Annotated in this window: 14 protein-coding genes and 1 riboswitch; of the genes, 8 read left to right on the top strand and 6 right to left on the bottom strand. The window is 65.1% G+C overall.

Going from position 1 to position 14037, the window contains the following annotated elements:
- The first annotated feature begins 214 nt into the window (after positions 1 to 214).
- Together ACFDR6_RS16755 and ACFDR6_RS16750 are read left to right on the top strand one after the other, a co-directional pair.
- A complete protein-coding gene (locus ACFDR6_RS16755; protein WP_317242365.1) occupies positions 215 to 1243 on the top strand; it encodes a putative zinc-binding metallopeptidase in 1029 nt (342 codons plus the stop codon).
- Complete coding sequence (locus ACFDR6_RS16750; protein ID WP_212080299.1) at positions 1240 to 2274, top strand: D-alanine--D-alanine ligase family protein; 1035 nt, start codon at positions 1240 to 1242, stop codon at positions 2272 to 2274. The genes ACFDR6_RS16755 and ACFDR6_RS16750 overlap by 4 nt, the downstream gene beginning before the upstream one ends.
- A gap of 160 nt (positions 2275 to 2434) precedes the next feature.
- Here ACFDR6_RS16750 and ACFDR6_RS16745 read toward each other — a convergent pair whose 3' ends face one another.
- Complete coding sequence (locus ACFDR6_RS16745) at positions 2435 to 2995, bottom strand: 6,7-dimethyl-8-ribityllumazine synthase (RefSeq protein ID WP_212080298.1); 561 nt, start codon at positions 2993 to 2995, stop codon at positions 2435 to 2437.
- A 76-nt stretch (positions 2996 to 3071) separates the two neighbouring features.
- A riboswitch (FMN riboswitch) is annotated at positions 3072 to 3230 on the bottom strand.
- 475 nt (positions 3231 to 3705) lie between these two features.
- Between ACFDR6_RS16745 and ACFDR6_RS16740 the strand changes: the two genes are divergently transcribed.
- The 3 genes from ACFDR6_RS16740 (at position 3706) to ACFDR6_RS16730 (ending at position 6657) form a co-directional block, all read left to right on the top strand.
- Positions 3706 to 4206 (top strand): type III secretion system chaperone family protein, encoded by a 501-nt coding sequence (locus ACFDR6_RS16740; protein WP_375858898.1) that lies wholly within the window; start codon positions 3706 to 3708, stop codon positions 4204 to 4206.
- A gap of 196 nt (positions 4207 to 4402) precedes the next feature.
- Positions 4403 to 5227 carry a pyrroline-5-carboxylate reductase gene (gene proC / locus ACFDR6_RS16735; protein WP_212080295.1) on the top strand — a complete coding sequence of 275 codons (825 nt, stop codon included), beginning with the start codon at positions 4403 to 4405 and terminating at the stop codon, positions 5225 to 5227.
- A 77-nt stretch (positions 5228 to 5304) separates the two neighbouring features.
- Entirely contained in the window at positions 5305 to 6657 is a 1353-nt protein-coding gene (locus tag ACFDR6_RS16730; protein ID WP_375858897.1) for an NAD(P)H-dependent oxidoreductase, read from the top strand.
- 110 nt (positions 6658 to 6767) lie between these two features.
- On the opposite strand, the gene ACFDR6_RS16725 is transcribed toward ACFDR6_RS16730, so the two are convergent.
- The 5 genes from ACFDR6_RS16725 to ACFDR6_RS16705 form a co-directional block, all read right to left on the bottom strand.
- Positions 6768 to 7160 (bottom strand): thioesterase family protein, encoded by a 393-nt coding sequence (locus ACFDR6_RS16725; RefSeq protein ID WP_212080291.1) that lies wholly within the window; start codon positions 7158 to 7160, stop codon positions 6768 to 6770.
- Between the two features lie 167 nt (positions 7161 to 7327).
- Positions 7328 to 7576, bottom strand: a complete 249-nt coding sequence (locus ACFDR6_RS16720; RefSeq protein WP_375858896.1) for a tautomerase family protein — start codon at positions 7574 to 7576, stop codon at positions 7328 to 7330.
- A 55-nt stretch (positions 7577 to 7631) separates the two neighbouring features.
- A complete protein-coding gene (gene hisS / locus ACFDR6_RS16715) occupies positions 7632 to 9152 on the bottom strand; it encodes a histidine--tRNA ligase (RefSeq protein ID WP_375858895.1) in 1521 nt (506 codons plus the stop codon).
- 40 nt (positions 9153 to 9192) lie between these two features.
- On the bottom strand, positions 9193 to 9717 hold the full coding sequence (locus ACFDR6_RS16710; RefSeq protein ID WP_375858894.1) for a YegJ family protein: 525 nt from the start codon (positions 9715 to 9717) through the stop codon (positions 9193 to 9195).
- A gap of 205 nt (positions 9718 to 9922) precedes the next feature.
- Entirely contained in the window at positions 9923 to 11005 is a 1083-nt protein-coding gene (locus ACFDR6_RS16705; RefSeq protein ID WP_212080277.1) for a branched-chain amino acid aminotransferase, read from the bottom strand.
- A 338-nt stretch (positions 11006 to 11343) separates the two neighbouring features.
- Between ACFDR6_RS16705 and ACFDR6_RS16700 the strand changes: the two genes are divergently transcribed.
- Genes ACFDR6_RS16700 through ACFDR6_RS16690 form a run of 3 tightly spaced genes read left to right on the top strand, consistent with a single transcriptional unit; the run spans position 11344 to position 14018 of the window.
- Positions 11344 to 11883 (top strand): MarR family winged helix-turn-helix transcriptional regulator, encoded by a 540-nt coding sequence (locus ACFDR6_RS16700; RefSeq protein ID WP_249152868.1) that lies wholly within the window; start codon positions 11344 to 11346, stop codon positions 11881 to 11883.
- A complete protein-coding gene (locus tag ACFDR6_RS16695) occupies positions 11880 to 12611 on the top strand; it encodes a response regulator (protein WP_317242358.1) in 732 nt (243 codons plus the stop codon). The genes ACFDR6_RS16700 and ACFDR6_RS16695 overlap by 4 nt, the downstream gene beginning before the upstream one ends.
- 18 nt (positions 12612 to 12629) lie before the next feature.
- Positions 12630 to 14018 carry an ATP-binding protein gene (locus tag ACFDR6_RS16690; protein ID WP_317242357.1) on the top strand — a complete coding sequence of 463 codons (1389 nt, stop codon included), beginning with the start codon at positions 12630 to 12632 and terminating at the stop codon, positions 14016 to 14018.
- Positions 14019 to 14037: the final 19 nt, after the last annotated feature.

Raw genomic sequence — 14037 nt, 5'->3', positions numbered from 1 at the left:
ACAGCCGTCATTCCGGTTTGCCTCAGAGAGGTGAGCCGGAAAACCCATCTGCAATCCTGTAGATCGATCAATTCCGGGCGCGTTCTACGCACGTCCCGGAATGACGGCCCGTCTACCTCTCGCCCCGTCCCGCCATACTGACCGCGCGGGTTGTTGCGGGCGGCGGCCCGTGACATCATCGGATGCCGAGTCATCGCCGCCCTCTGGATGCCTGATGCCACGCCGGAAACATGCTTGGGAAAAGCTGTCGGATGACGCGTTGCTCAAGCAACGCCTCCGCAGCCTGAATGTCAAAGTCGAAGGCACCTGGCTCGAGGACTGTGTCGGCACGCTCTATGAGGAGCTCGAAGAGCGGGGCATCCGGCTGCGGCCGCACACATGGATCTCGAGCGAGTGGTTCAGTCCGGGCGATGTCCCAGGCATCGCCATCCCCTTCTATCTCGCCCATCCGCGCCTGATGAAGCTCGAGAAGAGGATGATGTTCGACGTCGAGGGTGGGACGTGGCGCGAATGCATGGCTATCCTCCGTCACGAGGCCGGCCATGCCCTGCAACACGGCTACCAGCTGCAGCGCCGACGCCGATGGCAGCAGCTGTTCGGCCCGTCGTCGAAACACTACCCGCGCTACTATCGGCCCAACCCTGCCAGCAGACGCTACGTTCAGCATCTCCGGCTGTGGTACGCGCAGAGCCACCCGGACGAGGATTTCGCCGAGACGTTTGCAGTGTGGCTGCGGCCGCGCTCGAACTGGCGGACGCGATATGCCGGCTGGCCGGCGCTCAAGAAGCTCGAATATGTCGACGAGCTGATGGGCGAGATCGCGGGAAAGCGGCCGGAGATCACGACGCGGGAGCGCGTGGACCCGCTGAGCCGGCTGAACCAGACGCTCGAAGATCACTACAAGAAGAAGCAGGCGTTCTACGCCTTTACGCCGCCGAAGACTTACGACCGCGACCTCTCCCGGCTGTTCTCGGCTGATCCGCGCCATTACCGCTCAAAGCCGGCTTCGAGCCTGATCAGGCGCCACCGCGCCAAGATCAGGCAATTGGTCGCGCGATGGACCGGCGAGAACCAGCTCACGCTCGATGCCGTGCTCGACGACATGATTTTCCGCTGCCGCGAGCTCGACCTGCGCGCCGTCGGCCCCGAACCAAAGCTCGTTCTCGATTTCACAGTCCTCGTGACCGCCAAGACGATGCACGCGCTGTTTGGCCCGTCTCGGCGCAAATGGATCGCGCTATGAGACGCCTGCGGATTCTTGTCCTCATGCATCCGGACTTCATGCCTCCGGACTCGAGCGACGGATACAGCGCGCAGGAAATCAACACGTGGAAAACGGAATACGACGTCGTGAGCACTCTGCGCGCGGCCGGCCACGAGGTTCGCGCCCTCGGCGCACAGGACGAGATCAAGCCGGTGCGCGAGGCGATCGAGGAGTTCAAGCCGCACGTGGTGTTCACGTTGCTGGAGGAATTCCACAACAACGTCGCCTATGACCAGCACATCGCGAGCTATCTCGAGCTGATGAAGGTCGCTTATACCGGCTGCAATCCGCGCGGCTTGATCCTGGCGCGCGGCAAGGATTTGTCGAAGACGCTGGTGCATCATCGCCGGATCGCGGCGCCGGCTTTCGCCGTCTTCCCGATGCGCCGCAAGGTGAAACGTCCGACACGTCTTGCGCTGCCGCTGATCGTCAAGAGCCTGAACATGGACGGCTCGTTCGGCATCTCTCAGGCCTCGATCGTCGATACCGACGAGAAGCTCGCCGAACGCGTCGCCTTCATCCACGAGCGGGTCGAATCCGCAGCCATCGCCGAGCAGTTCATCGAGGGGCGAGAGCTCTATGTCGGCGTGCTCGGCAACAACCGGTTGCGCGTCTTGCCGGTTTGGGAACTGAAATTCGGCACCATGGGCGGGCGCAGGTCACGACACATCGCCACCGAGAAAGCCAAGCACGACACCGATTATCAGGAGAAGGTCGGCATCGTCGACGGGCCGGCGAAGGACCTCGCGCCCGAAGTCACCGCACGCATCCAGCGCGCCGCGAAGCGCATCTACCGGGCGCTCGGCCTCGACGGCTACGCGCGCATCGATTTTCGCCTCGCTGCCGACGGCACGCCCTATTTCATCGAGGCCAATCCCAACCCCGAGATCGCGAAAAGCCAGGAATTCGCCACGGCCGCCAAGCATGCCGGCCTCGAATACCCCGACCTCCTGCACCGCATTCTGACCCTCGGGATCAGCCGGGCCAAGGCGGGTGTGTCGTTGGGCTGACGACAGCCCGCGCCGCGCCGAAGGATCGACGTCGCGCCTGTTCTACGCAAGGGATCGTCATTCCGGGGCGGCGCGTCAGCGCCGGCCCGGAATCCATGTCGTAGCCATCCGTGTCGATGGATTCCGGGCTCGCGCTCCGCGCGTCCCGGAATGACTATGCCTACCCTACGATTCCCGCCGCGACCTGGCCGCGCAGGCGCTCCAGGCCAAGCAAGGTCTCAGCACAGGCGGCGGCGACCTCGACGCCCTTGATGGCGAAATGCTTGCGGAAGAAGTCGTAATGCACCTCGGTTTCGTGGAACTGCTGCGGCGTCAGGACCGCCGAGAACACCGGCACCTCGGTGCGGAGTTGGACGTCCATCAGCGCCTTGATCACGGTGTCGGCGACGAACTCGTGGCGGTAGATGCCACCGTCGACGACGAGGCCCGCCGCGACAATCGCGGTGTAGCGCCGCGTCTTGGCGAGGACCTGCGCGTGCAGCGGGATCTCGAACGAGCCCGGCACCTCGAACACGTCGACATGGGTGAGGTGCCGCGCCTCGGCCTCCTTGATGAAGGCGATGCGGGCTTCCTCGACCACGTCGCGGTGCCAGCAGGCCTGCACGAAGGCGACCCGCTGCGGCTTTGCGAAGCGAGGGTGCTCGGTTGCGGGTCCTTGCGGAACCGGCGGTTGGACGACTTCGGACGTTTCGGCTTGGGGATCTTGCAACATCTGATTCATGGCTTTCCTCGTTTAAGGACCAGAATCAGGGCACACGGAACGACAAACAGCCGCATCTTGCGATGCGTCTGCCACCGACCGTTCTCTTTCATCCGGACTTTAACCGTCGGCTTCGGAGTTGCACCGAATCTGCTGACCCTTCCCTTCGGGATAACCCTCGCGGAAGGCGCTCGCGGGCTTAGGCCTTTCGGCCCTTACCGCCGGTGGGGACTTTCACCCCGCCCTGAGAACATCGGCCGTTCGGGATGAACGGCCTGCCGGGAAATATGCAGCTCTCGCGCGGTCGCGGCAAGCGCGTTCCGCATGGGCAAATCGCATGGTCCCATGCCAGCGCCGTGGGAGCGGCCCTCGCGGCACGGAATTAACGATTGGCGCCCTCCCCCTGGATCCGATTCCGGTTTGTTCTCCTCCATCCGGATTGGGGACTCCCGGCGTTAAGAATTGTGGCGGAGATGAGCTGTGGACGAACGAGTCATGGCTTGTGGACGGACTCGGGACCCCGTTGCGCAGATTCCGCAAATCACATCACTTGATCCGCGACAGGCCCGCGCTGATCCAAGGGATCGCAAGTGCGACCCTGGGATCGCAAGAGCGACCCTGAGGGGAGCGCAACAGCGATCCCAGGGATCGCCGCAGCGACGTTAGGGAGCGCGCGCCGGACCAACCGCGTGCGTATCAAAGACAACAAGAAGGCAAGAGGTCGAGACGGCATGTCCCTGCTCGAAGGCACTATCGATTCCAAAAGCCATCCGCTCGCGGTGGTCGAGGATATCGCTGCCAGCAACAACTGGCCGTTCGAACGCTCCGGCGAAGACGAACTCACGATTGTCTCGAAGGGACAATGGACCGACTACCAGCTCTCCTTCACCTGGATGGGCGAGATCGAGGCGCTGCATCTGGCCTGCGCGTTCGACATGAAGATTCCGGTTGCGCGGCGCGGCGAGGTGCAGCGGCTCGTCGCCGCCGTGAACGAGCAATTGTGGGTCGGCCATTTCGATCTGTGGACCACCACCGGCATGGTCATGCACCGCCAGGCGCTGGTGCTGCCGGGCGGCCTCACCGCCTCGACCGGACAGTGCGAAGCCATGCTCGCCGGCGCCATCCACGCCTGCGAACGTTACTTCCCGGCGTTCCAGTTCGTGGTGTGGGCCGGCAAGACCACGACCGAGGCGATGGACGCGGCGATGTTCGATACGGTGGGAGAGGCGTAAGGTCGCGCCCTCTCTCCACTGTCGTCCCGGACCCGCAGCGAGGATCCGGGACCCATACCGCGTGATTCATCTTGTGGCACGCGGCTTGTTGCCAACACCGCCATCCACTAGAACCGCCTGTGGTAACGTGACGAGCAAGCGCTCGCGCGGGGGTCCCCGCTTCCGCGGGGACGACACCGAGCTTGTGGCAGCAGCGATGGCAAACAACCCCCTCCAGAACATCACCGGCACCATCCTCCTCGCCGGCGCCGGCAAGATGGGCGGCGCGATGCTGACCGGGTGGCTTTCCGGCGGGCTCGACCCGCGCCGCGTCGCGGTAATCGATCCGCACATCTCACCTGAGATCACTGCGCTTGCCGCCAAGGGCATCGCGCTCAATCCGGACATGAAGACCGTCGGCCCGGTCGAGACGCTGGTCGTCGCGGTGAAGCCGCAGATGTTCCGCGAGGCCGGCGCCAGATTGAAGGCGCTCGTCTCAGGCAACACCTCAGTGGTTTCGATCATGGCGGGAACCACCATCGCCTCGCTCAAGGAGGTCTGTGGCGGCGCCGTGGTGCGCGCAATGCCGAACACGCCGGCCGCGATCGGCCGCGGCATCACTGTTGCAGTCGCCGCGAACAATGTCAGCGCCGCGCAGCGCGCGGTGGCCGATGCGTTGCTGCGCGCCACCGGCTCGGTCGAATGGGTCGAGGATGAAGGCCTGATGGACGCGGTGACTGCGGTGTCCGGCTCGGGCCCGGCCTATGTGTTCCTGCTCGCCGAGGAGCTCGCCCGCGCCGGCGTCGAGGCCGGACTGCCCGAGGCGCTGGCGACGAAGCTTGCGCGCGAAACCGTCGCCGGCTCCGGCGAGCTGCTGCACCAGTCGGAGCTGCCGGCCGGCACGCTGCGCCAGAACGTCACATCGCCCGGCGGCACCACCGCCGCAGCGCTCGGCGTGCTGATGGGCGAGCCTGGTCTGCGCGATCTCATGATCCGCGCGATCGCGGCGGCGACGAAGCGGTCGAAGGAATTGGCGAAGTAGGCAGATCAAAAGCGCTTCGGCCTCCCGGTGGCCGGACGCGAACCGATCCCGACTTGTTGCCGGAAGGGAGAGCGATCGTGAACCTCTACGCAAAACTTCTCGAACGACAGGCCGAGCGGCGTCCCATCAAGATCGGGCTGATCGGGGCGGGCAAGTTCGGCGCAATGTACCTGCATCAGGTTCTGCGCACGCCGGGCATCCATCTCGTGGGAATTGCCGATCTGTCCCCGTCGCGTGCCCGTGAAAACCTGAACCGGGTTGGCTGGCGTCCGGAGCAATTCGCAGCAAGCTCGCTCGAGGATGCGCTCAAGACCGGCACGACCTTCCTGACCGACGACTGGGAAGCGCTGGTGAAGTGCGAAGGCGTCGAAATGATCGCCGAGTGCACCGGCAATCCCGTGGCGGCGGTCGAGCACTGCCTTGGCGCCTTTGCTGCGGGTAAAGCCGTCATCAACGTGACCGTCGAAGCCGACGCCTTCTGCGGGCCGATCCTCGCGCAAAAGGCCAGGCAGGCCGGCGTGATCTATAGCCTCGCCTATGGCGATCAGCCGGCGCTCGCCTGCGACCTCGTCGATTGGGCAAGGGCTTGCGGTTTCCCGGTCGTTGCGGCCGGCCGCGGCCACAAATGGCTGCCGCATTATCGCGAGTCGACGCCCGAAACCGTCTGGGATCATTGGGGATTGACCGCCGAGCAGGCTGCGCGGGGCGGCATGAATCCAAAAATGTTCAACGCGTTCCTCGACGGCTCCAAGCCGGCGATCGAATCCGCCGCAATCGCGAACGCAACCGGGCTGCAGGCGCCCTCGCAAGGCCTCGCATTCCCGCCGGGATCGGTCGACGACATCCCGACGCTGATGCGTCCCCATTCCGAGGGCGGCATTTTGGAATGCAAGGGCCAGGTCGAAGTCGTGTCCTGCCTGACGGCTGAAGGCAAGCCGATCCCCAACGACATCCGCAAGGGAGTCTGGGTCTGTTTCGAGGGCGACAGCGAGTACATCCGCAACTGCTTCCAGGAATACAGCGTCGTCACCGATCCCAGCGGCCGCTACATGAGCTCCTACAAGAAGTGGCATCTCATCGGTCTGGAGCTCGGAATTTCGGTCGCCTCGATCGCGCTGCGCAAGGAGGCGACGGGGGTCGCGACCACGTTCAACGCCGATGTCGTCGCGACGGCCAAGAAGGATTTGCGCGCGGGAGATACGCTGGACGGAGAAGGCGGATACACAGTCTTCGGCAAGCTGACGCCGGCGAGCACGTCGCTGGCCAAGGGCTATCTGCCGCTCGGGCTTGCGCACAATGTGCGATTGACGAGGCCGGTCGCAAAGGACGCGTGCATCACCTGGGCCGATGTGGCGATCGACGAGACGCTGCCCGCCGTGCGTATCCGCAAGGAGCAGGAAGCGTTCTATTCCTCGCCGGGCGCGCGCTAAATGCCGTAGGGTGGGCAAAGCGAAGCGTGCCCACGATCTGTATCCATTGTGAAGGGACGGTGGGCACGGCGTTTTGCGCCTTTGCCCACCCTACGGCACTGAGTCCTTCGCTATGCCCCCAGGCGCTTATTGAACATCTCGACATTGACGAGCCCGCGCGCGTGGCGGCCTTCGCCGAGCTTGCGCATGCCTTCGAACGCCTCGACCTCGAAGCGGATCACCCGCCGTTCGACTGCAACGACCCTCGCGGTGGTCCGCACCGTTGCCCCAACCAGCGCCGCGGCGAGATGGCGGATGTCGACTTCGGTGCCGACGGTGACCCAGCCAGGCTGGAGCGCGGCACGGATCGCATCGCCCGCCGTCATCTCCATTTCCAGGATCATCATCGGCGTCGCATAGACCATCGGCATGCCAGGCACGAAATGCCCGACCGTGCGCTCCGCCGGGACCACCAGCGTGCGCTCGGCGCTCATGCCGATCGTGATGAAATCGCGTGCGTCCATGGTGCTTGCTCAGTGTCGTCCCGGACAAGCGAAGCGCAGATCCGGGACCCATAGCCACAGGGAGTAGTTTGACGAAGACTCGGCGTTACCGGCGCGCCCACAACCACGCCCTGTGGTTATGGGTCCCCGCGTTCGCGGGGACGACACCTGGACTTGCCGAACCTGCGCTACTTCTTCGCCGCTGCCGCGCGTTCCACGAACGTCTTGCCGCCCTTCATCTTGTGGCGGAGCGGGGCTTCGTTGATCTGGATGACGACGGCATCGGCGTCGACGCCGAGATTCTTCACCAGCGCCTGGGTGATGTCGCGCATCATGCCGGCCTTCTGCTCGTCGGTGCGGCCTTCGGCCATGCTGACGGTGATCTCAGGCATTTTTCTCTCCCTACCGGCCGAACACCGGCCATTGACGGCCGCCATCAAACAAGACGTGGCTGCCCGGGACAAGCCCGGGCATGACGGCTTGGCGGAATGGCTATCCCCACTTTACGTCATGGCGGGCCAAGACCTCGCGCACCCTGGCGACGAGATCGGCTTCGCTGCAGGAGAACTGCGCCGGCCGGCTCTCGCGCCATTCCTGGTTGGAAGCGATCGCAGCGGCGGCCTTGGCGCCTTCGATCAGGTCCTTGATCTGCAGCTCGCCGCGCGCCTTCTCATCCGAGCCCTGGATGATCACGCAGGGGCTGTTGCGACGGTCGGCATATTTGAGCTGGTTGCCCATGTTCTTGGGATTGCCGAGATAGAGCTCGGCGCGGATGCCGGCGGTGCGCAGGGATGCCACCATCTTCTGATAGTCGGCGACGCGGTCGCGGTCGAACACGGTGACGACGACAGGGCCGAATTCGGGCCGCGTGTCGAGCTTGCCGAGCAGCGTCAGCGCGGCCTGCAAGCGCGACACGCCGATCGAGAAACCGGTTGCCGGAACTGGCTCGCCGCGGAAGCGCGAGACGAGACCATCATAGCGTCCGCCGCCGCCGACCGAGCCGAAGCGCACCGGGCGGCCCTTCTCGTCCTTGGTCTCGAGCAGGAGTTCGACCTCGTAGACGGGGCCGGTGTAATATTCGAGGCCGCGCACGACGGACGGATCGATCTTGATGCGGTCTGCACCGTAACCCGAGGCCGTGACCAGTTTTGCAATTTCCTCCAGCTCGCTCACGCCAGCCTGACCGACTGCACTCTTGGCAAGGTAGGTTTCCGCTGCGGCAATGGCCTCTTTCCAATCCTCGCGCGGCTTGGTGATGGCGAGAACGACGTCAGCTTCATCCGCGCTTAGATTGGCGCCCTTGGTGAAGTCGCCCTTGCCCTCTTCGCTACCGTCCCATCGTCCCGGACCAAGCAGCTTGCGCACTTCGTCGGCGGAAAACTTGTCCAGCTTGTCGATCGCGCGCAGCACGATGAGCCTGCGGGCCGCGTTCTCCTCGCCGCCGAGACCGATGGCTTCCAGCACGCCGTCGAGCACCTTGCGATTGTTCACCTTCACGACATAGGAGCCGCGCGCAATGCCCAGCGCCTCCATCGTGTCCGCCGCCATCATGCAGATCTCGGCATCCGCCGCCGGCGTCGCCGAGCCGACCGTGTCGGCATCGAACTGCATGAACTGGCGGAAGCGGCCGGGGCCGGGCTTCTCGTTGCGGAAGACGTAGCCGACGCGGTAGCTGCGGTAGGGCAGGACCAGGGCGTCGGTGCCGTAGCGTTCGCCGACATAGCGGGCGAGCGGCGCAGTCAGATCGTAGCGCAAGCTGATCCACTGCTCGTCGTCGTCCTGGAAGGAGAACACGCCCTCGTTCGGACGGTCCTGGTCGGGCAGGAACTTGCCGAGCGCGTCGGTGTATTCCATCGCCGGCGTTTCCACGGGCTCGAAGCCGTAGAGCTCGTAGACGGCGCGGATCTTCTCGACCATCTCGCGCGTCGCCCGGATCGCTGCGGGGTCGCGATCCTCGAGCCCGCGCGGCAGGCGCGCCTTCAGTTTCTGCGGTTTTTTGGGTTTTTCGGCCATGCGCGGCGTTTACCAGCCGGGGCGCGAGGCGGCAACTGCCCTACGGCTGCTCCATCCGCGCCCGGAGCGCGTCGGCGTCGGCTTTCGGCATGGATTTGAGCAGCGGCTTGATGGTTTCGCCGCCGACGATCTTGCCGTTGCGCATGAACATCCAGTCCGAGATGTCGGCCTCGGCGAACTTGACCTCGTCGCCGGCCCGCTTGCCCGGCAGGTCGCGCGGGTCGTTGGCGAACACGCCGGAATAACTGCCGTTGGGTAGCTTCTTGATCTCGGCGATCCAGATGTGCTCCCCGCCCTTGCGGGTGGAAAAATGAGCTTTGAGAGAATGCCCCGTCTCCGACGGCTTTGGCGCGTCATAGGAGGCCCAGAAGGTGGGAAGCGAGCCACGGGCGCGCGCGATCGCGGCATTCATCTCGGGATCGCCGGTGCGGACGTCGACGATCGGCGAGCGATCCTGCGCGACGACCTCGTGCGTGGGGCCGATGGCCAGGATGCCGAAGACGGAAACGCCGGTGATTGCGGCGAGAACGACCCATTTCATGGTTTGGGAGAGCTTTGCTGCCATGATCGCGCGATGTCCAGGATGACTCAATGTATCCTGACTTTGTCGCGGAGTTGTGGCGGCGCGTTCATGGAGTTAGACGCCACCGGCGTTCGGCGGATGCTGCGCAGCGCGCCGCCTCTCGGCGGCGTGGTGCGCTGCTGATCCGGGGTCCAGCAACTGCACTCTGGGTCCCGGCTCGCGCTTTGCGCGTCCGGGACACGAGGCCTCAAAACACCTTGCGGATCCAGTTGTGCGGATCGTTGGTGCGGCCGTACTGGATGTCGACCAGTTGCTTGCGCAGGCCCATCGCGACGGGACCGGCGGCGCCGCCGCCGATCTCGAAATCGCCGCTGACCGAACGCACCTTGCCGATCGGCGAGATCACCGCGGCGGTGCCGCAGGCAAACGCTTCCTTCAGCTTGCCGCTAGCCGCATCCTTGCGCCACTGGTCGAGCGTATACGGCTCTTCGCGCACCGTCTTGCCCGCATCCCTTGCGAGCGCGATGATGGAGTCGCGGGTGATGCCGGGCAGGATGGTGCCGAGCGGCGGCGTCGAGAGCGAGCCGTCGTCGAACACGAAGAAGACGTTCATGCCACCGAGCTCCTCGATGTAGCGGCGCTCGATCGCGTCGAGGAACACGACCTGATCGCAGCCATGCTGCATCGCTTCGGCCTGGGCGCGCAGGCTGGCGGCATAATTGCCGCCGCATTTGACGGCGCCGGTACCGCCGACCGCGGCGCGCGTGTAATTCTCCGACACCCAGATCGAGACCGGCGCGGGCCCGCCCTTGAAGTACGAGCCCACCGGCGAGGCGATGACTGCGAAGATGTATTCGGAGGACGGCTTGACGCCGAGGAAGGTCTCGCTCGCGATCATGAAGGGACGCAGATACAGGCTGCCCTCGCCGCCCGGCATCCAGGCGCGGTCGATGCGCACGACCTGCTCGACCGCCTCGATGAAGACGTCCTCGGGCAGCTGCGCCATCGCCATGCGGTCGGCGGAGTCCTTGAAGCGCCGCGCATTGGCGTCGGGGCGGAACAGGTTCACGCCGCCATCGTCGCGCTTGTAGGCCTTGAGGCCCTCGAAGATCTCCTGCGCGTAGTGCAGGACCGCGCCGGCCGGATCGAGCTGGAAGTTGGCCCGCGCCTCGATCTTCGCTTCGTACCAGCCGCCCTTGGCCTGGTTGTAGCGGACGATCGCCATGTGGTCGGTGAAGACCCGGCCGAAGCCCGGGTCCACCAGCTTGGCGACACGATCCTTCTCGGGTGTCGGATTGGATGCGGGCTGGATGTCGAATGTCATGCTCATGTCCTTGGCTCCCGCTGCCGGTATCGGCGCTGTTCTGGCGCCGGCCGCCCTGTTTCGGGCCGGCTGGCTTCATTAGGTGTCTGGCTGAACCACCGCCAGCCTTGTTACGGCCGGTTTCCCGTGGCCAGCATGTCGCCGAGGACATGCTTTTGCGGAACGCGGAAGTCCAGTATGTTTTGCCGAAATGCCGCTCGACAATCGCACGGTAGACCTGCTCCGGCCGTCGTCGCCTGTCCGGCCCTTTCCGCCGTCCCTGCTTCGACGCCACCCGCCGCGAAACGATCTAAAATTTCGTGTGGGTTGACCGTTTTGTAACATTGAACCCAAGATACGTCAATATGCCTGACATAAATTTCGCGACTTCCTCTCACGACGCCGCCGAGCCCAAGCCGGCCACAGACGGTGGAGGCAATTTGCGCTGGGATATCATCGAGCTACTGTTCTTCGCCTATCGCGACTTCGTCGGCGATCCCGACCAGGAGCTGGAGGCTTTCGGCTTCGGCCGGGCACATCACCGGGTCATGCACTTCGTCTACCGCTATCCCGGCCTGAAGGTCGCTGACCTGCTCGACGTCCTGCGCATCACCAAGCAGTCGCTCGGCCGCGTGCTCAAGCAGCTGCTGGACGAGGGCTACATCGTGCAGAAGACCGGCGACAATGATCGCCGCCAGCGCCTGCTCTACGCGACGCCCAAGGGCGAAGCGCTGGTGCAGAAGCTCGCCGGGTTGCAGACCACGCGGATCACCAAGGCGCTCGCCGAGATGAGTCCGCAGGATGCCGAGACCGTCAAGCGCTTCCTGCGCGCGATGATCGATCGGGACGATCCCGACAAGGTGCTCGAGACGATCTTCGCTTCCGTCAACAACGCCAAGGAGTGACCGTGCCGCTCGCTGCCACTCTCGCCCGCCCGCCGGCGCGCCCGGCCGATGACGCACCACATCTGCTGCTCGTCGACGACGACCGCCGCATCCGCGATCTGCTCTCGCGCTTCCTCGCGGCAGAGGGCTACCGCGTCACCACCGCCGCAAGCGCCGGTGATGCACGATCGAAACTGCTGGGCCTGCATTTCGACCTGCTGATCCTCGACGTGATGATGCCCGGCGAGACCGGCTTCGATCTCGCCCGCTTCATCCGGACATCCTCCTCGGTGCCGATCGTGATGCTGACGGCACGTCATGAAGCCGAGGCTCGCATCGAGGGCCTGCAGATCGGCGCCGACGACTATGTGGCGAAACCGTTCGAGCCGCGCGAGCTGGCGCTGCGCATCAACAACATCCTCAAGCGTGCCGCCCCGCCGCCGCAGGCCGCTACGATCGAGAAGATCGCTTTCGGTCCCTACATCTACCATCTCGAGCGCGGGGAGCTGCGCCAGGGCGAGGAGGTCATCCACCTCACCGACCGCGAGCGCGAGATGCTGCGCATTCTTTCGGAGACTCCGGGCGAGACCGTGCCGCGCAGCGCGCTGACCGGCAATGGCAGCGTCAATGAACGCGCCGTCGACGTGCAGATCAATCGCCTCCGGCGCAAGATCGAGACCGACCCGGCCAATCCGCTGTTTCTTCAGGCGGTGCGCGGCATCGGCTACCGGCTGGTGGCCTCGCCATAACACAGTGAAGCGCGCCAGATGAGCACGATCGATACCGGCCTCACGCTTCTGAAGAGCGCGGCCGGTCGCGTCTCCGCCGTCAATGGCTGGATGGGCAATGCGTTCAAGGGCTGGATGCCGACCGGCCTCTACGCCCGCGCGCTCCTCATCATGATCGTGCCGATGGTGGTGCTGCAATCGGTCGTCGCCTTCGTGTTCATGGAGCGGCACTGGAACACGGTGACGCGCAGATTGTCCGCCGCGGTGGTGCAGGACATCGCCGCGCTGATCGACGTCTACAAGGGTTATCCGCAGGACCGGGATCGCGACCAGATCCGCCGCATCGCCCAGCAGCGCCTCGGCCTCGTCGTCGATTTCCTTCCCGCCGGCGACATGCCGCCGCCGGGACCAAAGCCGTTCTTCTCGCTGCTCGACCAGACGCTGTCGGTGCAACTCGGCCGCCAGATCGGACGCTCGTTCTGGATCGACACGGTCGGCCGCTCCAATCTCGTCGAGATCCGAATCCAGCTCGACGACGCCGTGATGCGCGTGTTCGCGCAGCGCAGCGCAGCCTACGCCTCGAATTCGGAGATCTTCCTGTTCTGGATGGTCGGCACGTCCTCGATCCTGCTGATCGTCGCCGTGCTGTTCCTGCGCAACCAGATCAAGCCGATCCTGCGGCTTGCGGACGCCGCCGAGAGTTTCGGCAAGGGCCGTGAGGCGCCGAACTTCCGCCCACGAGGCGCGCGCGAGGTGCGGCGCGCTTCGGTCGCCTTCCTCGAGATGAAGTCGCGCATCGAGCGCACCATGGAGCAGCGCACCGCGATGCTCGCCGGCGTCAGCCACGATCTGCGCACCATCCTGACCCGCTTCAAGCTCGAGCTGGCGCTGATCGGCGACAGCCCGGAGCTGGAGGGGATGCGCAAGGACGTCGACGAGATGTCGATGATGCTGGAGGACTACCTCGCGTTTGCGCGCGGCGATTCCGGCGAGCAGTCGCAGCCGACCGACATGGCGCAGGCACTGGAGGAATTGCGCGGCGACGCCGAACGCCACGGTCATACCGCGACCGTTGCCTTCCACGGCCTGCCCGTCGTGACAGTGAAGCCGGCCTCGTTCAAGCGCTGCCTTGCCAACCTCGTCACCAACGCGGCGCGCTACGGCAAGAGCATCGCCATCGCCGGCCAGCGCGATCACCGTTATTTGACCGTCACGGTGGACGATGACGGGCCGGGCATTCCCGCGCATTTGCGCGAAGAGGTGTTCAAGCCGTTCCTGCGGCTCGACAACGCCCGCAACCAGGACGAAGGCGGCACGGGCCTCGGCCTCGCCATCGCCCGCGACATCGCCCGCTCGCATGGCGGCGACATCACCCTCGGCGACAGTCCGATGGGGGGGCTAAGGGCGAGCGTGAGGATCCCGGTGTAGCAGAATCTGCTGCAACAAA

This window comes from Bradyrhizobium tunisiense (assembly GCF_042263385.1).
Taxonomy (GTDB): Bacteria; Pseudomonadota; Alphaproteobacteria; order Rhizobiales; family Xanthobacteraceae; genus Bradyrhizobium; species Bradyrhizobium tunisiense.
This window is presented reverse-complemented; position numbering and strand designations above follow the sequence as displayed.